Raw genomic sequence first — 26,428 nt, forward strand, 5'->3', positions numbered from 1 at the left:
TGCTTGGCATGGCACGACCGAAGAACCAGGGAGCCCGCCGCGTCGCGCTGATCGACGCCGCCGGACGGGCCATCGCGGAGCGCGGCATGGCCGGCCTCCGGATCAAGGACATCGCCGCCGAGGCGGGTGTCTCGGCGGGATCGGTCCTGTACTACTACCCGGAGCTGGACGACCTCGTGCTGGCCGTCCACCAGGACGCCGTCGAGCGGTACCTGATGCAGCGGCAGGAACGGACCGAGACGCCCGGCGGCGACCCGGTCGCCCGGATGCGCGCCGCGCTCGGCTCGGGACTGCCCGAAGGGCCGGACGACGCGGTGCACCGGCTCCTCTTCGAACTGCACGGACTCGCCGACCGCAGCACGGGCCACGCGGCGCTGATGGGCTCGCTCTTCGCCCGCGAGGTCGCGCTCTACTCGACGCTGCTGGAGCTCGGCGCGATGGCGGGCGTGTTCGCGCCGGCCGGACCGGTCGCCGACACGGCGCGCACCCTGGTCGCCCTGGAGGACGGCTTCGGTCTGCACATCGTCGCCCGCAACCGGGTCCTGGACAGGGCCACGGCCCTCGCCCTGCTCACCGCCCACGCCCGCGCGGTCACGGGCTGTCCCGCGCTGTAGCGCCCCCGACACGGGCGGACGGGGCATGGGCTGACGGGGCATGGACGGACTGCGCCGCCGCCAGGTCCGCCGCCGTCAGCGCCAGGGCCAGCGCGCCGTCGAGCAAGGCCGCGTCGGCGGCCCGGCTCGCGCAGGCGGCGGCGAACTCGCGCTGGTGGTTGAGCGCGGGCAGCGACCCGATGCCGATGTAGGGGTGGAGCGCCCGGACGACCCGCGAGACGTTGCCCATGTCGGTCGAGGCCCGGTTCATCCGCGCCGCGGGATCCTCGCGGGCGGCGAAGCGGCGGCCCAGCCCCAGGGCGTTGCGGCGATAGAGCGCCAGCAGTTCCGCGTCGCCCCGGAACTCCGAGTACGGCGGCGACTCCGGCTCGATCTCCAGCGCGCACCCCGAGGCCAGCGCGCCCGCCCGGAAGCAGGCCTCGACACGGCCCTGGACCCGTTCCAGCTCCCCCAGGTCCGCCGCGCGGACGTACCAGCGCCCCTCGGTCCGCTCGGGGATGGCGTTGGGGGCCTCTCCCCCGCGGGTCACCAGCCCGTGCACCCGCGTGGACGCGGGCAGTTGCTGGCGCAGCAGGCCGATGCCGACCTGGGCCACGGTGAACGCGTCGGCCGCGTTGCGGCCCTGCTCCGGATAGGCGGCCGCATGAGCGGCCCGGCCCGTGTACCGGACGCCCAGATGGGCGACGGCGAAGGGCTCGGCCTCAGCCACGTCGACCGGTCCAGGGTGGACCATCATCGCCACGTCGACGCCCTCGAAGGCGCCGCGCTCCAGCATCAGGATCTTGCCGCCGCCGCCCTCCTCGGCCGGGGTGCCGAGGACCGTGACGGTCAGCCCGAGGTCGTCGGCCACCCTGGCCAGCGCGGCGGCGGCGCCGACCGCCGAGGCGGCGATGACGTTGTGCCCGCAGGCGTGCCCGAGGCCGGGCAGGGCGTCGTACTCGGCGCAGAGCGCGACATGCAGCGGGCCGCTGCCGACCGTCGCGGCGAAGGCGGTGGGCAGCCCGCAGACGCCGGGGGTGACGGCGTAGCCGAGGTCGTCCAGCAGCTCGGCGGTCCAGCGGGCCGCCTGCTCCTCCTCCCAGGCGGTCTCGGGGTGGGCGTGCAGCCGGTGCGACAGGCCGACCAGCTCGTCGGCGAGTCCGGCGACCGTCCCGGTCAACACGCCGCGGGCGGCCGTCGGCGCCTGGGCGAGGGCGGGCGCGGGCGCAGTTGCGGCTCCGGAGCGTTGCTGATCAGCCATCACAGGTCTCCCGGCACGCCGTAGCTGGGGGCCGTCTCCGGCGCCAGCGCCCGGCGGACGTAGGCGTCCTGCTCCGGCTCCCAGAGCCGCCACAGGGCGGCGAGCTCGGCGACGGGATCGCCCTCGGTCCAGTCGATCCGCAGATCCACCACCGGCCACGGCACGGCGTCCGCGACCAGAAGACCGGCGGAGTGGACCGGCCCCTCCTCGCCGCCCGCCGCGACTCCGGCGGCCAGCGCGTCCATCAGCCGCTGTGCGAGGGCGCGTTCGGGATGCGCGGCGAATGCCTCGACCATCGCGTCAGGAACGCCCTCGCCGCGCAGCATGTTGCCGGCGGCGACACAGTCCGCGCCCACACTCTGGGCGTGGAGGCCGAGCGCGTACTCGCCCGAGAAGGCGGCCGGACCGCCCTCCGCCCCCACCGCCGTCAACTGGCGCCAGGCGACCAGGGGTTCGGTGTCGGCGGTGTGCCGGACGGCGTCCGGGGCGGTGGAGCCCGCGGCGATCAGATCGAGCAGCCAGGGGCCGAGCCGCGGGTCGGTGACGTTCTGCGTGCACACCGCCCCGACGCCGGCGCGGACATGGGCGCAGCGGGAGGCGACGGCCGGGCTGGAGGAGGCGATCGCCACCCCGAGCTGCCCGGTCCGGGCACAGCGGGCCGCGAGGGAGAAGGTCACAGCAGCTCTCCCCGCTCGGCCGCCCTGGCGTGCCGGACACCGGCCGCCTCGGCCCGGCGCGAGGCCGGGATGACGGCGGTCGCGTCGATCTCGACCAACCACTCGGGGCGGGCCAGGGCGGAGACGACCAGGCCCGTGGAGACGTAGTGCACGCCCTTCAGCCAACGGCCCATCACCTGGTAGACCGGCTCGCGGTAGCGGATGTCGGTGAGATAGACGGTGATCTTGACGATCTCGTCCAGCGCGCTGCCGGACTCCTGCAGCAGCAGGGCGATGTTGGACATCGCCTGTTCCGCCTGCGCCTCCACGTCGCCGACGCCGACGCTCTGCCTGGTCTCCAGGTCCTGTCCGATCTGCCCGCGCAGGTAGACGGTGCCGTCGGCGACGACGGCCTGGGCCAGGTCGTTGGCGAGGTGCTGCTCGGGATAGGTGTCGGCCGTGTTGAAGCGCCGGATGCGGTGGAACGCCATGGCTCACTCCTGGGCTTGCTGATGGGAGTGGGCACGGACCGCGGGAACGGCCGCTTCACCCACTACGGAAACTATGGAAGCGGCACTTCCGCTGGTAAAGCAGATCTTTTAGGGTTGGGTCATCGTGAAATCAGATGTGCGCGCATGCAGGCGGATGCGCGCTGGACGCGCAGAGGCGCCCGGGAGGTGGCGGCAGCCATGACAGCAGCGGTCGGGTTCACGCTGGCGCAGCTGCGGTACTTCGTGGTGGCCGCCGAGGCCGGCAGCATGACCGCCGCCGCCGAGCGGCTGCTGATCGCCCAGTCGGCCGTCTCCACCGCGGTCTCCAACCTGGAGCACGAGCTCGGCGTGCAGCTGTTCATCCGGCGCAAGGGCAAGGGCCTGGTGGTCACCCCCACCGGCGAACGCCTGCTGCTCCAGGCCAGGGAACTGCTCAGCCACGCGCTCGACGTGGCCGCCGAGGCCCGGGGCGGCGAGGGCGGGCTGAGCGGACCGGTGCGGCTGGGCTGCTTCGTCACGCTGGCCCCCTTCGTCCTGCCCGGACTGCTGGCCGCCGCGGCCGAACGCCACCCGCAGCTGCAGATCGACATCATCGAGGGTGAGGCCGACGAGCTCGACCGCGCCCTGCGCACCGGGCGGACCGACTTCGCGATCACCTACGACCTCGGCCTCGGGCCCGGCGTCGCGCGCGAGACCATCGCCTCCCTCCCGGCCCACGCGGTCGTCGCGGCCGACCACCCGCTGGCCGGCCGCGGCACCGTCGACCTGGCCGAACTCGCCCACGAGCCCTTCGTCCTGCTCGACCTGCCGCACAGCCGCGACTACTTCTGGTCCCTGGTCACCGCCACCGGCATCACCCCGACGATCCGCCACCGCTCCCACAACTACGAGGCGGTCCGCTCCCTGGTCGCCCTCGGCCACGGCTTCTCCGTGCTGCACCAGCGTCCGGCGACCGAGGACACCTACAGCGGCGCCAAGGTGGCCGTGCTCGCACTCACCGACGAGCACCCGCCGCTCGACCTGGTCCTGGCCCGGATGGCCGGCGTCCGCCAGACCGCCCGCGCCACGGCCGTCATGGACCTCGCCCAGGAACTTCTGACCGGCTCGCAGCAGAGCTGAGAACACATCTGCAAAACAGATCTCCCACAACGAAAACCTCTATTGGACAGAATTCGAGGCCCGCGCCGAGGATTCCTCATGCGGTGGCGCAGTCAGCCCGACACCGGACGGGCGCCGGACGTGCCGCCGCCTGAGCGGAGGTTGACATGCCGAGTGAAGAGACCGACGTCGTCGTCGTCGGCGCGGGCCAGGCGGGCGTGGCGATGAGCGAACACCTCGGAGCCTGCGGGATCCCGCACATCGTGCTGGAGCGGCACCGCGTCGCGGAACGGTGGCGCTCCGAGCGCTGGGACTCCCTGGTCGCGAACGGGCCCGCGTGGCACGACCGCTTCCCCGGCATGGAGTTCCCCGACGTCGCCCCGGACGCCTTCGCCTCGAAGGAGCAGGTGGCCGACTACTTCGCCGCCTACGCCGAGAAGATCGGCGCGCCGGTCCGCTGCGGCGTCGAGGTGACCTCGGTGCGTCGGCACGCGGGCCGGCCCGGCTTCCGGGTCGAGACCTCGGCGGGCGCCATCGACGCGCGCTTCGTCGTCGCCGCGACCGGACCGTTCCAGCGCCCCCTGATCCCGCCCGTCGTCCCCGACGGCGCCGTCCCCGTGCAGATCCACTCCAGCGACTACCGCAATCCCGGCCAACTGCCCGAGGGCGCGGTGCTGGTGGTCGGGGCCGGCTCCTCGGGGGTCCAGATCGCCGACGAGCTGCGCCGGTCGGGCCGCAGGGTGCTGCTCTCCGTCGGGCCCCACGAGCGTCCACCGCGCCAGTACCGGGGCCGCGACTTCTGCTGGTGGCTCGGCGTGCTCGGCCTCTGGGACGCGGAGACGCCCCCGCAGGGCGCCGAGCACGTCACCATCGCGGTCAGCGGCGCGCGCGGCGGCCACACCGTGGACTTCCGCACGCTGGCCGCCGACGGCATCGAACTGCTCGGCCTGACCACCTCGTACCGGAACGGCGTGCTGCGCTTCGCGCCCGACCTCGCCGCCAACATCGCGCTCGGCGACGCCAAGTACCTCGAACTCCTGCGGGCGGCCGACGCCTACGTCGAGCGCAACGGGCTCGACCTCCCCGAGGAGCCGCAGGCCCACGTGCTCGGCCCGGAGCCGGCCTGCGTCACCGCACCCCGCCTGGAGCTCGACCTGGCCGAGGCCGGCGTGACCGCGATCGTCTGGGCGACCGGCTTCGCCGCCGACTACGGCTGGCTCGATGTCGACGCCTTCGACGACAGGGGCCGGCCGAAGCAGCGACGCGGCGTCTCCGCCGAACCCGGCGTCTACTTCCTCGGCCTGCCTTGGCTCTCCCGCCGTGGATCCAGCTTCATCTGGGGCGTCTGGCACGATGCGCGCCACGTCGCCGACCACATCGCCACCCAGCGCGGCTACCTCGCCCAGGAGGGCTGAGCGGCCGCCCGGCTTCCGGGCTGACCGGCACCCGGCTGCCCACCCCGCTACCCGTCGCCGGGCGGGCTGGCGACCCGCCGGGCCAAACGCGCCAGGGCGTGCGCGTTGGCCCGGCGGACGCCGAGCGGGAAGAGCGCGGCCCGGCCCGGAAGGCGGAAGCCTCCGGTCGCGGCGACCAGGGTGCCCTCCGGCGCCGGCGCCGCCGCGATGCCGATCATCAGGAACCGGCTCTGCATCCAGCACCAGCCCGGCTCCAACTGCACGTCGAAGCGGGCCCGGAAGCCCAACCGCCCACGGGCGAGAGCTTCGAGCCCGCCGTCCACCTCGCGCAGCGTGATGTCGCGCATGTCGACCTCGAAGGTGCCGAGTTCACGCTCCAGATCACTGACGATCCCCCAGAGCCGCTCGAACGGCACCGGGATGACCCGCTCCGCGACCGCCGCGCCGGAGATGCCCGCGGCGAGCACGCGCAGTCGCCGTACCGGATCGAAGTCGGCCACCGGCCAGTTCGGCGTCATACGCCCCACGCCTTTCTGAAGTTGTCACGGGCCCGGTGCAGCCGGGACTTGACGGTACCCACCGGGAGGGCCAGCAGCTCGGCGGCCTCGGACTCGTCCAGTCCCTCCACGTCGCGCAGCACGATCACCGCCCGGTGCTCGGGGGACAGCCTGGCCAGCACGTCGGAGACGTCCGTCGCCTGCTCCACGTCGCCCCGGCTGGGGATGCCGTCCAGCCGGTCACGCGGATCGACCGGAACGCTGCGCGCCGAACGCTTCGCCAGCCGCACCGACTCGCGGACCGCGATGGCCCGGACCCACCCGTGGCAGGCCGCCGGATCCTTGAGCGAACGGAGGTTACGGAACACCGCGATCAGGGTCTCCTGCGTCGCGTCCGGCCCGTCGTCCAGCGCGATCGGGCCGCAGACCCGGGCCGCGTAGGGGGCGAGCCGGGCCAGGAGAGAGCTCATCGCCACGGTGTCACCACCCTGGGCGCGTCTCACCAGGTCGGAGAGTTCGTCATCCTTCACGCCTGGAGGAGGAGCCGACCGCCCCGGACGTTCCATCGCATCCCCCACGTGTTCTCCGCCCCCGGACTCTTCTACGCCCCGGACTCTTCTCCGTCCTGGACTGTTCTCCGCCCCGGACTCTTCTCCGCCCCCGATCCCTTCTCTGCCCGGCTTTCCCGGCGGTCGACGGAACGTCCGCCCGAAACTCCGCCTCTTCCTGGCGGACAACAGCGCGCGCTCACAGCCGAGGCGGCGCGCGCCCGACCGGGACTGACGGAGGATCCGATGAGGACACGCACCAAGGCGCTGACCGTGGCCACCGTACTGACGGTGGACGCCGCCATCCACCTGTACTGGGCGACGGGGGCCATCTGGCCCGCCCACTCGCTCGACTCCCTGTCCCACGCGGTGCTCAACGCCCACGTGCGCTGGGACCCGCCGGTGCTGCTGCCGATCGCCGGGATGCTGGTGACCGGATCGGCCCTGCTGCTCGCCAGGGCGCGGAGGCGCGGCGGCCGCGTCGCGGCGCTGGGCAGCCTTGCGGTGGCCTGCGGACTGGGTCTGCGCGGAGCGGCCGGGATCGTGTGGATCACCGGTCTGGGAAGCGACCCGCAGACCCCCTTCTACTGGCTGAACCTGCTCGCCTACACCCCCGCCTGTCTCGTCCTCGCGCCGATGGCGTTCTCGGTCGCGACCGGTCGTCGGGCCGCCGGGGTCGGCCGGTTCAGGACGCTCCGGCACGCGTCGGCCCGGCGGGGCGGCGGGACCGCCGCCCCGGCGGCAGACTGAAGGCATGCCCGAGCTGCCGGAGGTCGAGTCACTGACCCGCTTCCTGGCCGACCATCTCGTCGGCCGGACCGTCGAGCGCGTGTACCCGGTCGCGGTGCACGCGCTGAAGACCTACGACCCGCCCGTCACGGCGCTCGAAGGCCTGATCTTCGACGGCGCGGGACGGCACGGCAAGTTCCTCGACCTGCGGGCCGGCGAGCTGCATCTGGTCGTCCACCTGGCCCGGGCCGGCTGGGTCAGGTGGAGCGAGTCGATGTCCACCGATGCACCGCGCCCGGGCAAGGGACCGCTCGCGCTGCGGCTGCGGCTCACCGACCCGCCCGAGGGCGGCCCCGGTGCCGGCTTCGACATCACCGAGGCGGGCACCCAGAAACACCTCGCCGTCTACGTGGTCCGCAACCCCCAGGACGTCCCCGGCATCGCCAGACTCGGCCCCGACCCACTGTCCCCCGACTTCACCCTGGAGTCCTTCACCGCCCTGCTCGCAGCCGAGCGCCGACAGATCAAGGGCGTGCTGCGGGACCAGAGCGTCCTGGCCGGCATCGGCAACGCCTACTCCGACGAGATCCTGCACGCCGCCCGGATGTCCCCGTTCAAGCTTGCCGCCAACCTCTCGGAGGAGGAGGTCACCGCGCTCCACCAGGTCATCGGCACCACGTTGACCGAGGCGGTGCAGCGCGCCGAAGGACTGCCGCTGCGCGACCTGAAGGCCGAGAAGAAGAGCGGGCTGCGCGTCCACGGCCGCACCGGCGAACCGTGCCCGGTCTGCGGCGACACCATCCGCGAGGTCTCCTTCGCGGACTCGTCGCTGCAGTACTGCCCGACCTGCCAGACCGGCGGCAAGCCGCTCGCCGACCGCCGCCTCTCCCGCCTGCTCAAGTAGCCACGGGCCGACCGGGGCCGGTCCCCCGGCGCCAGACGTCAGGCCTCAGGCGTTGTACAGCAGACATCGGCCATCAACCGCACCAGAAGAGCACAGGGTGGCAGGTCGAGGTCGCCGTCGGCTTGGCCGACGGCGAGGTCCCGCCGCCCGTGCTTCCCCCTGCGGTGCCGGTGCCACCGGTCGCGCTGCTCGGCCTGGCCGTGCTCCCGCCACCCGTGCTCGACCCGGTGCCCGACCTGGACGTGGCCGCGCCCGAAGCCGACGGCGAGGCCGACGCCGACCGCGACTTGGTCGGATGCGCCCGGTGCGTGGGAACGCTGTTCACCGGCGCGCTCGTCTCCGGCGTCGGCGCGGCACTGCTCTGCGCCGTCGAGCCGAACCCGTCCGCCGCGCTCCCGCTCCCTGTCGGCGCACCCACGGACGCGGGCGTGCTGACCGCCACCGCGATCCCTGCGGCGGCGAGTACCGCCGTGCTCAGCCCGCCCACGAGCAGCCCCCGTCCCCGACCGCGCGCCTTCCGCCGCCGGTTCGCGGCTCGGCGGGGGCCCGGCTGTTCGTAGGCGTACTCGACCGTCCGCGCGGGCACCTCCGGCGCCGACTGCGGCAGCTCCGCTGCCTGCGCCCCGCAACCGGGGCAGCACAGCGCGCCGTTGAGATGGCGTCGGCAGGTGTGGCAGTAGTTCATCGCGTCTTCCGGGCCTGTCGTACGGGTGAGCGCTCGATCGGTTGATCGGGTGTTTGGGTGATCGGCCGATCTGTTGACCGGCACCTGGCGAGCCTAGGAGTGCAGCTGCGTCGGGCGACAGGTGAACGAGGTGAGGCTTATGGGGAGAAGTGGTGGATCTTCGCGCCCGCGCTGTCGCCCGTGGCGGTGCGACCGATATGGGCGGCTTCGACCAGGGGCAACTTCGACGCCCCCCACTTTGCTGACACTCGATGTCAGTGAACCGTTCGTACTCTCTCCCCCATGACCACCACCTCACGGCTGCTCGTCGTCGCCGCGTTCACGACCGCGCTCGGCAACAATGTCCAACTCATCGCCGGCGCCCTGCTGATGATCCGCCAACAGCACACGATGACGGCGGTGGGGTGGCTCTTCATCGCGGTGGCCCTGCCCCAGGCGCTGCTGTCACCCTTCTTCGGCCGCCTCGCGGACCGCTTCGACCGACGTCGTCTGTGGATCGCCTGCGACACCGGCAGCGCGGCGCTGGCCCTCGCCCTGCCCGGCTGGCTCGCCCTCGGCGGTTCCACCGCGGCCGGCGTCTACGGCGCGAACTTCGCGCTCGCGCTGGTCGCCGCGCTCTTCTTCCCCGTCTCCGCGGCCCTGATCAAGGAGCGGATCGCCGAGCCCGGCCTGCGTCGCTTCAACGCGGGCTACGAGATGGCGACCCAGGCGGGGATGCTGCTCTCCGCGACGGTCGGCGGACTCGCCGTCCAGACGCTGGGCGCCGAGCCCCTGCTCGTCTTCAACGCGCTGACCTTCGTGGTCTCTGCCCTCTGCGTCACCGCGATCCGCGCCGGACGCGCCCATGCCCCCGCCCCCGCTCCCGCGGCGGCTCTTCCCGTGGGCGTGGCCGTGGCCGGGACCGTGGCCGGGACCGCGACTGTGCGCACACCGCTGCGCGTCATCGTCCTCTACGCCCAGGGCAGCGTCGTCGTCACCGTCTTCAACGCGCTGCTGCCGACCTTCGTCCTCGCCGAACTGCATCGCGGTGCGGGCACCTTCGGCGCGATCGACGCGCTGGGCAGCCTCGGGTTCCTCTTCGCGGCGGCGGCGTACCGGACAGTGGCCCGCCGGCATCCGGATCTGCGGATCGCGCTGGCCGGGTTCCTGGCCTGCAATGTGCTCATGGTCATGCAGGGACTGTTCGGCGTACTCGGCCTGGCACTGCTGGTCCCCCTGGGGGCCTTCGTCTTCGGCCAGGCCCGCATCGCGTCCCGCAACCTGCTGATGACCTCCGTGGACGCGGCGAACGTCGGCCGCGCCTTCGGCCTCGCGAACGGGGGCGGGCTGGCCGCCACCATCGTCGCCATGCTGGCGGTCTCGACCGTCACCGACCACAGCGACGCCCGCTTCGGCTTCGCCGCGACGGCCGCGATCGGCGCGGTCTCGACGCTCTCCGCCGCGGCGCTGCGCCGTCGGCAGCCGCGGGAGCTGCTGCCGACGGGGCCTCTCGCGGATTCTCCTGCGGTGCAGACGCTCAGTCAGCCGACGAGTGGGCACTGACGAACGCGTCGCCCAGCACCTCGTGCGCCGCCTTGAGGTGGTCCAGATCCACCTCGCCGTACTCGGCGGCGTGACCGTCCAGGGCCTGAAGGATCCGCTCGACGGGCTCGTGCGTTCCACCGAGGCGCTGCTCGGCGTAGGCGGCTATGCCGAGCTTGAGAAAGAGCTTGGCCGCGTGACGGTGCTCGGCGTATTCGCTCGCGGCGTCCCCGGCGGCCTCCACACCGTTCTCGACGATCTCGACTGCGCGCTCGATGAAGCTCATTGCTCCACTCCCTGGGGCGAAAACCTGCTGGTGAAAGTGCGCAAAGTACGCGGCGCAAACGATAGGACAGCGCGTGATCATCGCGCACCCGAGCGCAGATCACGGTTTGGTGCGCGGTCACACGCGCGGTCACCGACAGCCACGAATGAGTGATGGCGCGGCTACTTTCCGTCACGTAGTGTGCTTGGATACTGCCCGACCAGCTCAGTCGAGACGGGGGTGCGCGCCACCATGCCTGGAGCCGGATACAGCGTCAACATCGATGCACTGCAGTCAACGGTCCGCCAACTGCGCTGCCTCGCAGACAGCTTGGACACCCCGCGGGCGAGCGCCCGCTACGACACGGCGATCCCGACGGGGATACTCGGTCGCGGCTTCGCCGGCGCGGCGGCCCTGTCCGACAAGCACGACGAGATGCGGGACTGGCTGGAGTCGACGATCGGGGAGCTCCAGGGCTTCATCGAGCGCTACGGCAGCCAGACCAAGCAGGCCGCGGAGGCGTACACGGAGCAGGAACTGCGGACCCGCCAGGACCTGTTCTCCTCGGCCGGCGGCGCGTGAGCAGCGGCCACGGCCCGTTCGCCGGGACGCCGCTGGGCGCCCTGCGGGCGATGATCGCCGACGCCAACGCGGGCGGGCTCGACGCGGTGGCGTCGAGGTGGTCCGCGATCCACGACGCGCTCCGCCAGGCGCAGGACGACCTCCTCCACCACACCCTCGCCGCCACGGACCACTGGACCGGCTCCGCCGCCGACGCCTTCACCTCCCGCGCCGACGAACTCCACCGCTCCCTCGGCAACGGCGCGGCCTACGCCTTCAACGCCTCCTCCGGCGTCTCCTGTGCCGCGGACGCCCTCCGCACCGCCCAATCCACGATGCCCCCCGACCCCGACCCCCTCGAACAAGCCGCTACCTGCGCCGCAACGGGCACCTGCGGCGAACCGTCACCCCTGATGCTGCAGCGCCAACGGGAGGCGGCGGCGGTAATGGACCGCCTGGAGGAGCGATACCGCGCGGCGGGCGAGATGATCGGCCGTCCAGTGGAATATCGGGCGGACACAGACCGTGGGGTCTTCCCACCTCCCCCTCAGTCTCAGCAGCGACCAGCCTCTAAACTCAGCTCAGCGCCCGTCCACGCCAGCAGCAGGATTGGCAAGCAAACGACCCCGGGCGAAAATCACGGCGGGGCGAGCATGGCTAGCGCGAGTCGCATGGGAAATGAACCGAGGAGCGGCACCAATGAGCGCCCGCCATCGGGAACGAGCGGCATTGGGGCGGTCGCCGCACTCGAAGGAGAAAAGGATCTCGCCCAACCAATTTCATTCCGCGAGCCCTCCGGGGATCTGAAGTTTCCGCCGAGCGCGAATGCGTCGAATCAATTTGCTTCATTCGCGCCGCCGCCCGCAGTGCCCGCCAATCCCAACGCGGACTCACGGGCCACCAACCCTGAAGTTTATAATCCCTCATACGAGCGCACCAGCACCCCGAACAGAAAAGACACCCCGAAACTCCCGGGAAACCTAGAGATTACGGGACGCCGCTCCCTCGATACTCATCAGGCCGAGGTTCAATTGGAGACCCCCGAAAGCATGAGCAATGAAATAATCCCCTCCAACTGGTCAACGGCGCATGGCTCAGGAGCATCCGACACTCCAACTCCCGCAACCATTGGGGGAACCCCGGTTCCTGCTCCAGCAGCAACCATGGGTTCGCTACGGCGCCGACGTCGCCCTCGACCTAACTGGCTAGCGGAATCCGAAGAAACCTGGATTCCGACTTCCGCCTGCAACCCCGCCGTCATTGAATAGGAATCGATCAAACTGGGAACTCTCTTGAACATCAGGCGGCAAGCATTCAAGGTAGCCCTCCCCTGTTCAATCATCATCGCCATCGCAGGATCCGACCCCGTGATGGCAGACTCCGTACGGGATGCACAGTGGCCACTAAGAGTATTCAACGCCCAAAACAGGGTCTGGCCCCACTCAAACGGCCAGGGAGTTTTGGTGGCTGTCATCGATAGCGGCATCCGATCTTCTCATGTCGACCTATTCGGAAAGGTCGCCAACGGATTCGATTACATGACAAACGACTCAGAGCCCAAGGACCATGACAAATACGGTCACGGAACTGGCATGGCCAGTCTCATCTGCGGACACGGCCACGGCGACAAGCACAGCGATGGGATCCTTGGCCTATCGCCCGGTGTGCAAATCCTGCCCATTGCCATCGACATCGGCACTACTGCCGACAGCAAAGAAGCCCGCGCAATCAGATATGCTGTTGACCATGACGCAAAGGTGATCAACATGTCCTTTGCTGGCCCGGCATCAGTCGAAGGAGATGCGGATGCAATTTCCTATGCGCGTACTCACGACGTTGTATTGGTTGCCAGTGCCGGAAATAGAGGATCAGATCGCCTGGAATGGCCGGCCGCATACCCTGGAGTCGTATCCGTAGGCGCAGTCGACGCCGACGGGCAAGTGTGGCCCCAATCCAACTACGGACCGCAGCTCACTCTGACTGCCCCCGGCGTCAACATCGTGGCCGCGGGGGCGCACAGTGACACCGAGTATCGGCTTTCCGACGGGACGAGTGATGCTGCGGCGTATGTGTCCGCGGAGGCGGCGCTCGTGCGGGCGGCGTTTCCGAGGTTGACCGCTGGGCAGGTGGTGAATCGGATGATCAAGTCCGCCATGAACCCCACGGGGAAGGCTCATGACGATCACTACGGCTACGGGATCATCCGGCCGGACGCGGCGCTGACCTTCGACATTCCTGCCGGGCCCGCCGCAGGTCCGCTGCCGCAGGCAGCGGTCAGTGCCACGGCTGCTGGGGTGGCGCCCGAGGGGCGGCAGGTGGCTGGGGTGAGGCCGGTCGGGGGCGGAGGGGGCGGTGGGGTGGTCGTCGGAGGGGTGGCGGTCGCGGTGGTGGGGATAGTTGGCGCGGGCGTGTGGTGGTGGAGGAGGCGGGCGCGGGGCGCCCGGTGAGCGGTTGCGGATGGGCGCAGCGTGGCGTGGCATGGAACCCGGTAGTCCGCAGCGCGGGAGAGGAGCGGGGCCATGCAGGACCGTGCTCCGTCCCGCAAGGCGAGGCCGGTGCGGACGAGTCGGGTTCTGCTGCTTCTCCCCATCGCGCTGATGGTGCTCATCGCCCTGACCGACATCATCGCCCCCGCCGACATCCACCTCGGCCCGCTGCTCGTCGTGGCGCCGGCCATCACCGCCTCTTTCGGCAGCGCCCGCGCGACCGCCGCCATCGGCACGCTCGCCGTCGCCACCCTCGTGGCGATCGGCATCTCGCGCGGAGTGATCACCACCGAGAACCTCCAGGTGCAGATCGCCTCCCTGGTCGCCATCGGCGCGTTCGTCGTCGTCTTCGTCCACCTCCGCGAGCGCCGCATCGTCGAGCTCGAACGGGTGAAATCCGTCTCCGAGGCCGCCCAGCAGGTCCTGCTACGACCGCTCCCCACCCGCGCCGGCCCGCTGCGCATCGCCTCCGCCTACCACGCCGCCACCAGGGACGCCCGGATCGGCGGCGACCTCTACGCCGCCGCCCGAACGCACGCGAGCACCCGACTCGTGATCGGTGACGTCCGCGGCAAAGGCCTGGCGACCCTCGGTGACGCGGCGCTGCTGCTCGGCGCCTTTCATGCCGCCGCTCACCGCCAAGCCCCACTTCCCGAGCTCGCCGCCTCCCTCGACGACAGCGTCACCTGGGGCCTGGCCGAGCTCGCCACCACCAACGGAACCGCCGAGGCCGACGCGGGGGAACGGTTCGTGACCGCCGCCATCGTCGACATCCTCGACGAACTCCCCCTTCTCCGCCTCATCAACTGCGGGCACCCACATCCCCTGCTGCTGCACGCGGGACGGGCCACCGCCCTGGAGGTGCCCGAGCAGAGCCCCCCGCTCGGACTGGGCCTCGGAGCGGGCGACGAGCCCTTTCCGCTCGCCGAGTTCCCGTTCGAACCGGGGGACATGCTGCTGCTCTACACGGACGGATTGATCGAGGCCCGGAATCCGGACGGAGAGTTCTACCCGCTGATGGAGCGGATCGAGGTGCTCGCGACGCGTCCGACCCCGCCGGAGGAGGGGCCCGAGGGGCTGCTGAATCGACTGACCGAGGACCTGCGCCACTATGTCAGCGGCCCGCTCCAGGACGACGCCGCGATGATCGCGATCGTCCGGGCCCCGCTTCCCGCGCGGGGCCCGGACAAGGGCACGGCCGAGGACCGAACGGTCAGCTGACCGAGTCGGCTGCGGCGAGCTGAGCCGGGGTGGCTTCGGCCTCCACCGCCACCGGCCTCGTCGACGACGCGGCCGAGGCCGCGATGGGCGCTCCTGTCGTGGTGCGCAGCGGGACCTCCTTGACGAAGAGGATCGCCACGACCGCCGCCAGGGCGAACGGCGCGCCGTAGAGGAAGACGTCCGCCACGCCGTGGCCGAAGGCCGCCTCCACCACGCTGCGGACCGGCACGGGAAGCGCCGACAGCTTCGGCAGGCTTCCGCTGTTGCCGGCGGAGTGCACGCCGATCGCGGAGAGGCCGTCCGCGGTGTAGCGAATGACCTTGGTCGACATGATCGACCCGAGCGCGGAGACGCCGACCGCGCCGCCGAGGGTCCGCATGAAGGCGACGACGGCGCTCGCCGCGCCCAGTTCCTCCCGCCGGACCTGGTTCTGCACCGAGAGCACCAGGTTCTGCATCGTCATGCCCAGCCCGGAGCCGATCAGGAACATGTAGACCGCGAGCAGCCAGTAGTCCGTGTCCGAGCGGACCGTGCCCATCAGGAAGAGTCCGGCGGCCGTGAGCAGCGCGCCGAGAACGAGGATCGCCTTCCAGCGCCCCGTTCGGGTGATCACGCGCCCGGAGACGAGCGAGACGACGGCCAGGCCGAGAATCATGGGGAGCGTCATGACGCCCGCCATCGTCGGCGAGTTGTCGCGGGCCAGCTGGAAGTACTGGCTGAGGAAGGTGGTGGTCGAGTACATCGCCACACCGATGAACAGGCTCGCGACCACCGCGAGCGAGATGGTCCGCTGGCGGAACAGGTGCATCGGGATGATCGGCTCTGCGGCCCGCGCCTCGGCGACGAGGAAGAGAACGCCCAGCAACACGGCTCCGCCGACCATCGCGCCGGTCTGCCACGACATCCACGCGTACTTGTCACCCGCGAACGAGACCCACACCAGCACCAGCGACACGGCTGCCGTCACCAGCGTGGTGCCCAGCCAGTCCACTCGGACGCGACGCTTCGTGACGGGCAGGTTCAGGGTCTTCTGCAGCACGATCAGAGCGACGACGGCGAACGGAACCCCGACGTAGAAGCACCAGCGCCAGCCGAGCCAGGAGGTGTCGACGATCGCGCCGCCGATCAGCGGGCCACCGATCGTGCCGAGCGCGAAGACGCCGCCGAGGTAGCCGGAGTACCGGCCGCGCTCACGCGGGGAGATCATCGTCGCCATGATCGTCTGCGTCAGGGCGGTCATCCCGCCCGCGCCGATGCCCTGGATGACTCGGGCGGAGATGAGCATCCCCGCACTGTGGGAGAGGCCGGCGATGCAGGAACCGACGACGTAGATCACCAGGCCGAGCTGGACCAGCAGCTTCTTGCTGACGAGGTCGGCGAGCTTGCCCCAGATCGGGGTCGAGACGGTGAGCGCCAGCAGCGTGGCGGTGATGACCCAGGTGTAGGCGGTCTGGCTTGCGTGCAGATCGGAGATGATCGTGGGCAGGGCGTTCGACACGATCGTCGAGGACAGGATCGCGACGAAGAGTCCGAGCAGCAGGCCGGTCAGGGCCTCCATGATCTGCCGATGGCTCATCGGCTCGCCGTCGCCCACGATCGGGCGCTTGGCCGCGTGCCGGGCCTGCACAGGTTGCTGGGACATCAGCCACGTTCCTTCGTCATCATCAGGTCCCGATTAATTGCTTAACACAACTATACATAGTTGGTTGCTAAACGCAACTAGCAACCTTGGCTCGGCGAGTTGCTCGCTTGTTTGTTCGATTAGAGGAGTAGGCTCGTCCCATGGCCCTCACCACACCACTGCAGGCCTCCCTGTTCGACGAGGCCGAAGACGTACGACTGCGCCCCCTCCAGCACTTCGCCCCCGAGCGCATCGACCTGGGCGCCGGCGCGTGGATCGACCTGCTCCCCGGCTGGCTGACGGGTGCGGACACGCTGTTCGAACGGCTGGCGACGCAGGTGCCGTGGCATGCGGAGCGCCGCAAGATGTACGACCGGGTCGTGGACGTCCCCCGCCTGCTCGCGTTCTACGACGAGGAGGACCGCCTCCCGGACCCGCTGCTCAGGGACGCCCGGGAGATGCTGAGCGCCCACTACGGCGCCGAACTCGGCGAGTCCTTCGCGACCCTCGGACTCTGCTACTACCGCGACGGCCGCGACAGCGTCGCCTGGCACGGCGACACCATCGGACGCGGCAAGACCGAGGACACCATGGTGGCGATCCTGTCGGTCGGAGAACCCCGAGCCCTGCTCCTGCGGCCACGCCCCGAAGCGGGGGCCTCGGGTACGACGGTGCGCCAGCAACTGGGCCACGGCGACCTCATCGTGATGGGTGGCTCCTGCCAGCGCACCTGGGAGCACGCCATCCCGAAGACGGCCCGCGCCGTCGGCCCCCGCATCAGCATCCAGTTCCGCCCTCGGGGCGTCCGGTAACCGCACGTGGGCGTGCCGATGGGCCGCCGGGTGGGCGGCTCATCGGCACGTTGTGGGGTTGTGGCTACCGGTTGGGGTAGCGGGTGTTGGGGGGTGGGGGTGTGTCCGGGGGCGGCACCGCCCTGGGCCTGCCGTTGGTCATCTCCAACTCCCAGCCGGTGTGGTGGAGGTCGGTGTGGTGTTCCCCGCAGAGCAGGGCGAGGTTGTCGAGGCTGGTGTGGCCGCCGTCGGCCCAGTGGGTCAGGTGGTGGGCCTCGCACCAGGTGGGCGGCCTTGTGCAGCCGGACCAGACGCAGTGCCGGTCCCGGGCGATGACCGCGTCCCGCAGGTGCGCGGGCACGGTCCGGGTGGCGCGGCCGATGGAAACCGGCTTGCCCTGGCCCTTGGTGAGGATCACCCGGAGCCGGCAGTCGCAGGACTCCTTACGGGCCTGCCACCGCGGAAGATGGGACCCCCGCGTGCTGGTGGCGACACCCACCGGGTGCAGCAACCCCGACACATCATCGTCGGCCGGGGACCCTTCGGGGTCGTCGTCCCCGTCGAAGGTGGGGTGGGCGGGGCACTCCTCCCGCAGCGCGTCCAGATCCGCGATCACGGTGAAGTGGGGCCGCTGACCACCCGTGGTGGGCAGCTTGTCGCACCCGAGCGCGAGGTCGGCCACCGCCTCCAGGGCGTCGCCCATCCGCTCCGGATGCGTCCGGGTCTCCCCCTCCACCGGGGTGCCCATCGCCGCCTCCAGCGCCACACGCAGCTTCTCCCCCGCCACCGCCGACAGTTCGGCGGTCAGGACCCAGAACGGGTCATCCGACGTGCCGGTCTGCGACAGCCTCGCGGTGGAGCGGAACAGCGCCGGGGCGTCCTTCGCCTGCGGCTCCTGCTCCTCCACCAGATGGGCGCGGACCTGCCGGGCGGCCTGCTTCAACTGACCGAGGTGCAGGGTCTTGGCCTGCCCGACCAGGAGTTCTTCGGCCTGCTCCCGGGCCTGGGGGTCTTCCACGTCGGTGATCTCGTGGGCGATGACCTCCGCCTGGCTGGCGGAGAGTTCCCCGTCGGTGAGGGCGGTGCGGACGGTGCGCAGGGTGTCCAGGCGACGGGCGCGCTCGACGAGCTGCTTCGCCGCCCGGTCACTCAACTGCCCGTGCGTCTGCAGGAACCCCTTCGCCGTCCGCGAACGGGTGGCGGCCACCGCACCCGTGCGGTCGAACACCGCCACCCGACGTGCGAGCTCCGCCCCCACCATCTCCTCGAACCGCACCAGCGCCAGAAGCTGCTCGGCCTGAAACGGGGCACCGGCCGCACACAGGGCGTCGTCGTCCTCCGCCGCGAGCGCGGCCAAGAACGTCATGCAGGAAGAGGGCAGGGTCCGCAGCGGCTCCGTGCTCGCAGCCCGGGCCTGGCGGGAGCTTGAGGGGGTCAGGGGATCCGCACGGAACACGTCCCCCAGCGAGGCAGAAAACACCTCACCCATGGACGCATCTCCGTCTTCACACCCGCCCCCGAACATCGAGGCGTCCATAGAACAATTATCAATCCCCGCCCACCCCGCCACCATGGCCCGTCGTGACTATCTTCCGAACACGAACGAGTTAGTCATTCTGTTCGATTTAACGCCGAGCCAGGACGCGCTCCGGCCCGTCGTCGGCTTGCAACTCCGCGAGGATGCCGCGGGCCGCGCGCAGGAGTTCGGCGACGTCGGCGCCGGCCAGGGAGTAGACCACCGTGTCACCCTCGCGAACGGAGTCCACCAGGCCGGAGCGGCGCAACACCGCGAGTTGCTGCGAGAGGTTGGAGCGTTCCACGTCGATCTGGGCCAGCAGGTCGCGGACCGGCATCGGACCGTCCTGAAGGAGTTCGAGGACTCGGATGCGGACCGGATGCCCGAGCATCCGGAAGAAGTCCGCCTTCGCCTGGCAGAGCGGGACCTGCACCCGGATCATCCCTCCGTCACTCGCCGGCCGACACCGGAGAGCCTGAGGTGGAGCCGGAGGATGAGGAGGTGGTGGTGGATTCAGTCCCAGATTCAGTCCCAGCCACAGCAGCGTCCGACGGCGCGTCCGCGCCGCCCTCGCGAGCCTGGCGCAGGGCCTCTTCCAGCTCGTCCAGCGCGCGGGAGAGCCCGACCGGATCCTGCGCGGCGACTGCCTCGGCCAGCGCGGCGCGAGCATCGGCGACCTGCTTGAGCAGCAGCTGTTCGTTCTGGTCCACCGCGACCTCCTCGGAGTCTCCCCCCGAAGCCCCCTCAGCTGCCACCATCGCAGGAATTGAATAGTTCTTCAATTCATGGACATATGCCCACTTCCTTGACACCCGCCTTCCCCGCGACGCACTATCGACCGAACATTCGGTAGGCAGGAGCCCCGCGCATGCCCGTTCCCGTTCCCCCGTCCAGCACCGCCCCGGTCGACGCCGCCGCCCCCGCCGGCCCGCCGAGCGAACTCCTCGACGCCGGGGAACGGATGAGCCCGGTCGAACTGCGCGAGCACCAGCTCACGGCCCTGCGATGGACGCTTCGGCACGCCTACGACAACGTCGAGCTGTACCGCCGCAAGTTCGACGCGGCCGGCGTCACGCCCGACGACTGCCGCAGCCTGGACGATCTGGCCCGCTACCCCTTCACGACCAAGGCCGACCTGCGCTCCTGCTACCCCTTCGGGATGTTCGCCGTCCCGATGGACCAGGTGCGCCGGATTCACGCGTCCAGCGGGACGACCGGACAGCCCACCGTCGTCGGGTACACCGAGGACGACCTGAACATGTGGGCGGACGTCGTGGCCCGCTCGATCCGCGCGGCGGGCGGGCGGCCCGGGCACAAGGTGCACATCTCCTACGGCTACGGCCTCTTCACCGGCGGGCTCGGGGCGCACTACGGCGCGGAGCGCGCGGGCTGCACGGTGATTCCGGCGTCCGGCGGGATGACGGCACGCCAGGTGCAGATCATCCAGGACTTCCGACCCGAGATCATCATGGTCACCCCCTCCTACATGCTGACGCTCCTCGACGAGTTCGAGCGCCAGGGCATCGACCCACGCAGCACCTCCCTCCGGGTCGGGATCTTCGGCGCAGAGCCGTGGACGGAGGCGATGCGGCAGGAGATCGAAGAGCGGCTCGACATCGACGCCGTGGACATCTACGGACTCTCGGAGGTGATCGGCCCCGGTGTGGCGCAGGAGTGCGTGGAGACCAAGGACGGGCTGCACATCTGGGAGGACTATTTCTACCCCGAGATCGTCGACCCGGTCACCGACGCGCTGCTCCCGCAGGGCGAGAACGGCGAGACCGGCGAACTGGTCTTCACCTCGCTGACCAAGCAGGCGCTGCCCATCATCCGGTACCGGACCCGCGACCTGACGCGGTTGCTGCCGGGGACGGCCCGGCCGTCCTTCCGCCGGATGGAGAAGATCACCGGCCGCTGCGACGACATGATCATCCTGCGGGGTGTCAACGTCTTCCCGACCCAGATCGAGGAGATCGTGCTCCGCACGCCCGCCGTGGCGCCGCACTTCCAGCTGCGACTGACCCGGAGCGGGCGGCTCGACCGGATGGCGGTCGAGGTGGAAGCCCGTCCGGACGCGAGCAGCGGCGAGCGCGAGGCGGCCGCCGCGGCGATCGCCCGTGGGGTGAAGGACGGCGTCGGGATCACCGTCGAGGTGGCCGTCGTGGATCCGGAGACGCTCGAGCGCTCGGTAGGCAAGATCCGTCGGGTGGTCGACCTCCGGGAGAAGTGAGAGCCGAAGGACTTCGGAGCCCAGGAGTCGGGCCCAAGAAGCAGGAACCAGGAACTCCGGGCTGGGAAGTCCGGGCCGGGAAGTCGTAGCCGGCAGGTCCAGGCCACGAGATGAGCGCACGGGAGGCCTGTCGCGGGGCCCGCAGGGGGTCGCGCGGCAGGAATCGCCCGTGCGCTCTTGTTACTGACGAGTCAACTCCATAGCATCGGCACTGTGACAGCATCCCTGTCAAACCCACGCCGTGGAGGCCCGATGCCCGACAACACCGCAGCCGCGTCCGGTCCGCTCGCCGGGGTGCGGGTGCTGGAACTGGCCGGGCTCGGACCGGGGCCGTTCGCGGCCATGTTGCTGGCCGACCTGGGCGCGGACGTCGTGCGGGTGGACCGGCCCGGGGGGTCGGTGCTGAGTGGGGACCCCGCCCTGGACGTCACCAACCGCAGCAAGCGCAGCGTGGTCCTCGACCTGAAGTCGCCCGAGGGGTCGTCCCGCGTCCTCGACCTCGCGGCGCGCGCCGACCTGCTGATCGAGGGCTTCCGGCCCGGCGTCGCCGAACGGCTCGGGGTCGGGCCCGCGCACTGCCTGGCGCGGAACCCGGCCCTCGTCTACGGCCGAATGACCGGCTGGGGGCAGGAAGGGCCGCTGGCCCAGGCGGCCGGACACGACGTCGCGTACATCGCGACGGCCGGGGTCCTCGGCCTGGTCGGCTCGGCAGACGCCGCGCCGGCCATCCCGGTCAACCTGGTGGGCGACTACGCGGGCGGCTCGCTCTACCTCGTGGTCGGGCTCCTCGCCGCCCTGCACCACGCGAGGGCCACGGGTCTCGGCCAAGTGGTCGACGCGGCGATCGTCGACGGCGCGGCGCACCTGACCTCCGTGCTCTGGGGGTTCATGGCCGGCGGGCGCTGGCAGGACCGGCGCGGCGTCAACATGATCGACGGCGGCGCCCCCTTCTACGCCGTCTACGGCACGGCCGACGGTCGTCACATGGCCGTCGGGGCCCTGGAACCGCAGTTCTACGCCGAGTTCGCCAAGCTGCTCGAACTCCCCGCCGACGCGCCGGGGCAGCGCGACTTCGGGCGCTGGGACGAACTGCGCGCGCTGATCAGCGAGCGGTTCGCGACCCGCACGCTCGCCCAGTGGCAGGCTGTGTTCGAGGGCACGGACGCCTGCGTCGCGCCGGTGCTGAACCTGCACGAGGCCGCCGCGCACCCGCACCTCGCCGCGCGCGGCAGCTATGAGAGCCACGACGGCGTGCTGCAGCCGAACCCGGCTCCCCGCTTCTCCGGCACGCCCACCGCGACGCCCCGGCCGCCCGCACGACCCGACGCTCACCGCGCCGCGGTCGCCACGGACTGGGACGTCCCCGAGCTACTGGAGGGCACGACCGGAACCGGCTCCTGACCCGAGCCCGGCCCGAGATGCTCGAAGCCGCGGCGACTCCCCCGCCGCCGCCCACGCCACTCCCGACAGGACCAGAGGACCACAGAACCTCAGGACCACAGGATTCCTCAGGACTCACAGCACCCCGCGTCAGACGGTTCCAGACGGGTGCAGACGGCTCCCCGCGAACTCCGACCACACTCCACACGATCCCCGAAGCTCCCTCCGCACGAGGGCAACAGACCCGCTCCCGCTCCGCACCACATCCCGCCAGAAAGCAGGCAGTCAGCGTGACCACCGAAGCATTCGTCTATGACGCGATCCGCACCCCGCGCGGCCGAGGCAAGGCCACCGGTTCGCTGCACGGCACCAAGCCGATCGACCTGGTCGTCGGCCTGATCCACGAGCTGCGGCGGCGCTTCCCCGACCTCGACCCGGCGGCGATCGACGACGTCGTGCTCGGCGTGGTCAGTCCGCTCGGCGATCAGGGCTCGGACATCGCCAAGGTCGCGGCCATCGCCGCCGGGCTGCCGGAGACGGTGGCCGGCGTGCAGGAGAACCGCTTCTGCGCGTCCGGTCTGGAGGCGGTGAACATCGCCGCCGCCAAGGTCCGTTCGGGCTGGGAGGACCTGATCCTGGCGGGCGGCGTGGAGTCGATGTCGCGAGTGCCCATGGGCAGCGACGGCGGCGCGTGGGCGATGGACCCGATGACCAGCTTCGAGACCGGCTTCGTGCCACAGGGCGTCGGCGCGGACCTGATCGCCACCATCGAGGGCTACTCGCGCACGGACGTGGACGCCTTCGCGGCGGAGTCGCAGGCGCGGGCCGCAGAGGCGCAGAAGGAGGGGCGCTTCGAGCGCTCCGTCGTGCCGGTCAGGGACCGCAACGGGATCGTGGTGCTGGACCGCGACGAGTTCATCCGCCCTGGCACCACCGTCGAGTCGCTGGCCGGCCTCAAGCCGTCCTTCGCGACGATCGGCGAACTCGGCGGCTTCGACGCGGTGGCGCTGCAGAAGTACCACTGGGTGGAGAAGATCGACCACGTCCACCACGCGGGCAACTCCTCCGGCATCGTGGACGGCGCGGCGCTGGTGGCGATCGGCAACGCGGAGATCGGCGCACGCTACGGATTGACCCCGCGGGCGCGGATCGTCTCCGCGGCGGTGTCCGGGGCGGACCCGACGATCATGCTGACCGGCCCCGCGCCGGCCACCCGCAAGGCGCTGGCCAAGGCGGGGCTGACCCCCGACGACATCGACCTGGTCGAGATCAACGAGGCGTTCGCGGGTGTGGCCCTGCGCTTCATGCGGGACCTCGGCTTCGACCACGCCAAGGTCAACGTCAACGGCGGTGCGATCGCGCTCGGCCACCCGCTGGGCGCGACCGGCGCGATGCTGCTCGGCACCGTGCTGGACGAGCTGGAGCGGCGTGACCTGCGTCGCGGGCTGATCACGCTGTGCGTCGGCGGCGGCATGGGCATCGCGACGATCATCGAGCGCCTCTGACCGCGCGTCCGACCGCGCCTCCGGCCGCGCGTCCGGGCTCGTGTCCGGGCTCGCGTCCGACCGTCCGGCCCCGGCGTTCCGCGCCCTCGACTCCCCCGCCGCTCCCGCATTCAGGAGACACACAGACATGACCAGCCAGACCCACGGCACCACCGACCCGAACAACCCCACGGGCACCATCCGCTGGGAGCAGGACGCCGACGGCGTCGTCACCCTGGTGCTCGACGACCCCTCCCAGGCCGTCAACACGATGACGCCCGCCTTCACCGCCTCCCTCGCCGACGCCGTCGCGCGGCTGACCACGCTCAGGGACGCCGGGGAACTGCGCGGCGTGATCGTCACCTCGGCCAAGAAGACCTTCTTCGCCGGCGGCGACCTGCGCCTGCTCAGCTCGATCCGGCCCGAGGACGCACAGGAGTTCTTCGAGGGCTCGATGGGCATCAAGCGGAACCTGCGCGCGCTTGAGACCCTCGGCGTCCCGGTGGTCGCCGCCGTCAACGGCGCGGCGCTCGGCGGCGGACTGGAGATCGCGCTGGCCTGCCACCACCGCGTGGCGCTCGACAACCCGGCGGCCAAGATCGGCCTGCCCGAGGTGACGCTCGGTCTGCTGCCGGGCGGTGGCGGCGTGGTGCGCACGGTGCGCCTGCTCGGGATCGCCGACGCGCTGCTGAAGGTGCTGCTGCAAGGCCGGCAGTACCGCCCGGCCCAGGCGCTCGAGGTCGGCCTGGTGCACGAACTCGCCGCCGACCGCGACGAGATGCTGGCGAAGGCTCGGGCGTTCATCGACGCGAACCCGAGTTCGCAACAGCCCTGGGACGTGAAGGGCTACAAGATCCCCGGCGGGACGCCGAGCAACCCGGCCTTCGCGGCCAACCTCCCGGCCTTCCCCGCCAACCTGGCGAAGACCCTGCAGGGAGCCCCCTACCCGGCCCCGCGCAACATCCTGGCGACGGCCGTCGAGTCGGCGCAGGTCGACATCGACACGGCGTTCGTGATCGAGGGCCGCTACTTCACCGAGCTGGCGACCGGCCAGACCGCCAAGAACATGATCCAGGCCTTCTTCTTCGACCTCCAGGCCGTCAACGCCGGCGCGAACCGGCCGGCCGACGTCCCGGCCCGTACGGTGGCCAAGGTCGCCGTGCTCGGCGCGGGCATGATGGGCGCGGGCATCGCCTACTCCTGTGCCAAGGCCGGGATCCAGGTGGTCCTCAAGGACGTGAGCCAGGAGGCTGCGGAGCACGGCAAGGCCTACTCGGCCGGCCTGCTGGACAAGGCGCTCTCGCGCGGCCGCACCACCGAGGCCAAGCGCGACGCGCTGCTCGCCCTGATCACGCCGACCGCCGACCCGGCGGACCTGGCGGGCTGCGACGCCGTCATCGAGGCGGTGTTCGAGAACACCGAGTTGAAGCACCAGGTCTTCGCGGAGATCCAGGACGTGCTGGCGCCGGACGCGCTGCTCTGCTCCAACACCTCCACCCTCCCGATCACCCAGCTCGCCGAGGGCGTGAAGCGACCCGAGGACTTCATCGGACTGCACTTCTTCTCGCCGGTCGACAAGATGCCGCTGGTCGAGATCATCAAGGGCGAGCGGACCGGTGACGAGGCGCTGGCCCGCGCCTTCGACCTGGTGCGGCAGATCAACAAGACGCCGATCGTGGTCAACGACTCGCGCGGCTTCTTCACCTCCCGCGTCATCGGACAGTTCATCAACGAGGGTGTCGCGATGGTCGGCGAGGGCGTCGACCCCTCCTCGGTCGAGCAGGCCGCCGCGCAGGCCGGTTACCCGGCGAAGGTGCTGTCGCTGATGGACGAGCTGACGCTGACCCTGCCGCGCAAGATCCGCGACGAGTCGCGCCGCGCCGTCGAGGCCGAGGGGCGCACCTGGACGCCGCACCCGGCCGACACGGTGCTGGACCGGATGCTCGACGAGTTCGGCCGGCCCGGACGCAGCGGCGGGGCGGGTTTCTACGAGTACGTGGACGGCAAGCGCGCCGGCCTCTGGCCGGGGCTGCGCGAGCACTTCACCTCGGCGAAGGGCGACGGCTCGGCCGCGGTCCCGTTCAAGGACATGCAGGAGCGGATGCTGTTCGCCGAGGCGCTGGACACCGTCCGCTGCCTGGAGGAGGGCGTACTGACCTCGGTGGCGGACGCGAACATCGGCAGCATCCTGGGCATCGGCTTCCCCGGGTGGACCGGCGGCGTGCTGCAGTACATCAACGGCTACGAGGGCGGCCCGGCCGGGTTCACGGCGCGGGCGCGGGAGTTGGCGGCGGCGTACGGGGAGCGGTTCGAGCCGCCGGCGCTGCTCGTCGCGAAGGCCGGGAGCGGCGAGACCCTCACCGACTGACCCGAGCCGACCGGCGCTCCGCACCCGGGGCGCCGAGGCGTACACGTGGCGCCGGTGCGTTCTCGTGGCGCCGACGCGCACACGGCGCGCCCTTCCGATCCGGGCCA

26 protein-coding genes and 1 pseudogene are annotated in these 26,428 nt (G+C 71.1%); 16 read left to right on the forward strand and 11 right to left on the reverse strand.

All coding sequences use genetic code 11. The features are described 5' to 3' along the window. The first annotated feature begins 8 nt into the window (after positions 1–8). Complete coding sequence (locus BS83_RS18775; RefSeq protein ID WP_037604902.1) at positions 9–614, forward strand: TetR/AcrR family transcriptional regulator; 606 nt, start codon at positions 9–11, stop codon at positions 612–614. On the opposite strand, the gene BS83_RS18780 is transcribed toward BS83_RS18775, so the two are convergent. From BS83_RS18780 to BS83_RS18790, 3 genes are read right to left on the reverse strand one after another with little or no spacing between them, the layout of a single operon-like run. After that, complete coding sequence (locus BS83_RS18780) at positions 592–1,854, reverse strand: amidohydrolase (protein ID WP_084713671.1); 1,263 nt, start codon at positions 1,852–1,854, stop codon at positions 592–594. The genes BS83_RS18775 and BS83_RS18780 overlap by 23 nt on opposite strands. Next, a complete protein-coding gene (locus tag BS83_RS18785; protein WP_037604903.1) occupies positions 1,854–2,531 on the reverse strand; it encodes a DUF1028 domain-containing protein in 678 nt (225 codons plus the stop codon). The genes BS83_RS18780 and BS83_RS18785 overlap by 1 nt, the downstream gene beginning before the upstream one ends. Continuing rightward, complete coding sequence (locus BS83_RS18790) at positions 2,528–3,001, reverse strand: RidA family protein (RefSeq protein ID WP_051943306.1); 474 nt, start codon at positions 2,999–3,001, stop codon at positions 2,528–2,530. The genes BS83_RS18785 and BS83_RS18790 overlap by 4 nt, the downstream gene beginning before the upstream one ends. Positions 3,002–3,199: 198 nt before the next feature. Here BS83_RS18790 and BS83_RS18795 point away from each other — a divergent pair, with 198 nt between their 5' ends. Together BS83_RS18795 and BS83_RS18800 are read left to right on the forward strand one after the other, a co-directional pair. Next, entirely contained in the window at positions 3,200–4,120 is a 921-nt protein-coding gene (locus BS83_RS18795; RefSeq protein WP_037604904.1) for a LysR family transcriptional regulator, read from the forward strand. Between the two features lie 146 nt (positions 4,121–4,266). Further along, the gene (locus tag BS83_RS18800) at positions 4,267–5,514 is read left to right on the forward strand and encodes a flavin-containing monooxygenase (RefSeq protein ID WP_037604905.1); all 1,248 of its coding nucleotides are present in this window, start codon (positions 4,267–4,269) and stop codon (positions 5,512–5,514) included. A gap of 47 nt (positions 5,515–5,561) precedes the next feature. On the opposite strand, the gene BS83_RS18805 is transcribed toward BS83_RS18800, so the two are convergent. Further along, positions 5,562–6,032: a hypothetical protein gene (locus BS83_RS18805; RefSeq protein ID WP_037604906.1), complete on the reverse strand. Its 471-nt coding sequence runs from the start codon at positions 6,030–6,032 to the stop codon at positions 5,562–5,564. Continuing rightward, complete coding sequence (locus BS83_RS18810; protein WP_051943308.1) at positions 6,029–6,577, reverse strand: RNA polymerase sigma factor; 549 nt, start codon at positions 6,575–6,577, stop codon at positions 6,029–6,031. The genes BS83_RS18805 and BS83_RS18810 overlap by 4 nt, the downstream gene beginning before the upstream one ends. A gap of 228 nt (positions 6,578–6,805) precedes the next feature. On the opposite strand from BS83_RS18810, the gene BS83_RS18815 reads away from it, so the two are divergent. The 3 genes from BS83_RS18815 (at position 6,806) to BS83_RS18825 (ending at position 8,752) form a co-directional block, all read left to right on the forward strand. Beyond that, positions 6,806–7,309 (forward strand): DUF3995 domain-containing protein, encoded by a 504-nt coding sequence (locus tag BS83_RS18815; protein ID WP_051943310.1) that lies wholly within the window; start codon positions 6,806–6,808, stop codon positions 7,307–7,309. 4 nt (positions 7,310–7,313) lie between these two features. Then, positions 7,314–8,192: an Fpg/Nei family DNA glycosylase gene (locus tag BS83_RS18820; RefSeq protein WP_037604908.1), complete on the forward strand. Its 879-nt coding sequence runs from the start codon at positions 7,314–7,316 to the stop codon at positions 8,190–8,192. 149 nt (positions 8,193–8,341) lie between these two features. Continuing rightward, on the forward strand, positions 8,342–8,752 hold the full coding sequence (locus BS83_RS18825; RefSeq protein WP_157597229.1) for a hypothetical protein: 411 nt from the start codon (positions 8,342–8,344) through the stop codon (positions 8,750–8,752). Positions 8,753–8,769: 17 nt separating this feature from the next. Here BS83_RS18825 and BS83_RS49140 read toward each other — a convergent pair. After that, a pseudogene (locus BS83_RS49140) lies at positions 8,770–8,877 on the reverse strand (SCO2400 family protein); the annotation flags it as partial. A 282-nt stretch (positions 8,878–9,159) separates the two neighbouring features. Here BS83_RS49140 and BS83_RS18830 point away from each other — a divergent pair. After that, positions 9,160–10,419, forward strand: coding sequence for an MFS transporter (locus tag BS83_RS18830; RefSeq protein WP_051943312.1), 1,260 nt, complete (start codon positions 9,160–9,162; stop codon positions 10,417–10,419). On the opposite strand, the gene BS83_RS18835 is transcribed toward BS83_RS18830, so the two are convergent. After that, positions 10,394–10,684, reverse strand: coding sequence for a hypothetical protein (locus tag BS83_RS18835; RefSeq protein ID WP_037604910.1), 291 nt, complete (start codon positions 10,682–10,684; stop codon positions 10,394–10,396). The two genes, BS83_RS18830 and BS83_RS18835, sit on opposite strands and share 26 nt — an antisense overlap. Before the next feature lie 231 nt (positions 10,685–10,915). Between BS83_RS18835 and BS83_RS18840 the strand changes: the two genes are divergently transcribed. The 4 genes from BS83_RS18840 to BS83_RS18850 all read left to right on the forward strand — a co-directional run bounded on the left by BS83_RS18840 (position 10,916) and on the right by BS83_RS18850 (position 14,931). Beyond that, positions 10,916–11,245 (forward strand): hypothetical protein, encoded by a 330-nt coding sequence (locus BS83_RS18840; protein WP_157597230.1) that lies wholly within the window; start codon positions 10,916–10,918, stop codon positions 11,243–11,245. After that, positions 11,242–12,492: a WXG100 family type VII secretion target gene (locus tag BS83_RS45515; RefSeq protein WP_157597231.1), complete on the forward strand. Its 1,251-nt coding sequence runs from the start codon at positions 11,242–11,244 to the stop codon at positions 12,490–12,492. The genes BS83_RS18840 and BS83_RS45515 overlap by 4 nt, the downstream gene beginning before the upstream one ends. 102 nt (positions 12,493–12,594) lie before the next feature. Beyond that, positions 12,595–13,671: a S8 family serine peptidase gene (locus BS83_RS42860; protein WP_269664893.1), complete on the forward strand. Its 1,077-nt coding sequence runs from the start codon at positions 12,595–12,597 to the stop codon at positions 13,669–13,671. A gap of 72 nt (positions 13,672–13,743) precedes the next feature. Next, positions 13,744–14,931 (forward strand): PP2C family protein-serine/threonine phosphatase, encoded by a 1,188-nt coding sequence (locus BS83_RS18850; RefSeq protein ID WP_051943316.1) that lies wholly within the window; start codon positions 13,744–13,746, stop codon positions 14,929–14,931. Here the strand turns inward: BS83_RS18850 and BS83_RS18855 are convergent. Next, positions 14,924–16,573 (reverse strand): MDR family MFS transporter, encoded by a 1,650-nt coding sequence (locus tag BS83_RS18855; RefSeq protein ID WP_408641016.1) that lies wholly within the window; start codon positions 16,571–16,573, stop codon positions 14,924–14,926. The two genes, BS83_RS18850 and BS83_RS18855, sit on opposite strands and share 8 nt — an antisense overlap. Positions 16,574–16,713: 140 nt before the next feature. Between BS83_RS18855 and BS83_RS18860 the strand changes: the two genes are divergently transcribed. Next, positions 16,714–17,364 (forward strand): alpha-ketoglutarate-dependent dioxygenase AlkB, encoded by a 651-nt coding sequence (locus BS83_RS18860; RefSeq protein ID WP_037604912.1) that lies wholly within the window; start codon positions 16,714–16,716, stop codon positions 17,362–17,364. A 64-nt stretch (positions 17,365–17,428) separates the two neighbouring features. Here the strand turns inward: BS83_RS18860 and BS83_RS41930 are convergent, their stop codons facing one another. The 3 genes from BS83_RS41930 to BS83_RS18875 form a co-directional block, all read right to left on the reverse strand. Next, positions 17,429–18,709, reverse strand: a complete 1,281-nt coding sequence (locus tag BS83_RS41930; protein ID WP_198035259.1) for an HNH endonuclease signature motif containing protein — start codon at positions 18,707–18,709, stop codon at positions 17,429–17,431. Positions 18,710–18,968: 259 nt separating this feature from the next. Beyond that, complete coding sequence (locus BS83_RS18870; protein WP_037609367.1) at positions 18,969–19,292, reverse strand: ArsR/SmtB family transcription factor; 324 nt, start codon at positions 19,290–19,292, stop codon at positions 18,969–18,971. Positions 19,293–19,308: 16 nt separating this feature from the next. Beyond that, positions 19,309–19,569 carry a hypothetical protein gene (locus tag BS83_RS18875; RefSeq protein WP_157597232.1) on the reverse strand — a complete coding sequence of 87 codons (261 nt, stop codon included), beginning with the start codon at positions 19,567–19,569 and terminating at the stop codon, positions 19,309–19,311. Between the two features lie 158 nt (positions 19,570–19,727). Here BS83_RS18875 and paaK point away from each other — a divergent pair, with 158 nt between their 5' ends. The 4 genes from paaK (at position 19,728) to BS83_RS18895 (ending at position 26,321) form a co-directional block, all read left to right on the forward strand. Next, positions 19,728–21,089 carry a phenylacetate--CoA ligase PaaK gene (gene paaK / locus BS83_RS18880; protein WP_037604914.1) on the forward strand — a complete coding sequence of 454 codons (1,362 nt, stop codon included), beginning with the start codon at positions 19,728–19,730 and terminating at the stop codon, positions 21,087–21,089. A 252-nt stretch (positions 21,090–21,341) separates the two neighbouring features. After that, the gene (locus BS83_RS18885; protein ID WP_198035260.1) at positions 21,342–22,490 is read left to right on the forward strand and encodes a CaiB/BaiF CoA transferase family protein; all 1,149 of its coding nucleotides are present in this window, start codon (positions 21,342–21,344) and stop codon (positions 22,488–22,490) included. 269 nt (positions 22,491–22,759) lie between these two features. Beyond that, entirely contained in the window at positions 22,760–23,974 is a 1,215-nt protein-coding gene (locus BS83_RS18890; RefSeq protein WP_037604915.1) for an acetyl-CoA C-acetyltransferase, read from the forward strand. Positions 23,975–24,101: 127 nt separating this feature from the next. Next, positions 24,102–26,321: a 3-hydroxyacyl-CoA dehydrogenase NAD-binding domain-containing protein gene (locus BS83_RS18895; RefSeq protein ID WP_051943320.1), complete on the forward strand. Its 2,220-nt coding sequence runs from the start codon at positions 24,102–24,104 to the stop codon at positions 26,319–26,321. Positions 26,322–26,428: the final 107 nt, after the last annotated feature.

Origin of the sequence: Streptacidiphilus rugosus AM-16, from assembly GCF_000744655.1 — a bacterium.
Lineage (GTDB): Bacteria > Actinomycetota > Actinomycetes > Streptomycetales > Streptomycetaceae > Streptacidiphilus > Streptacidiphilus rugosus.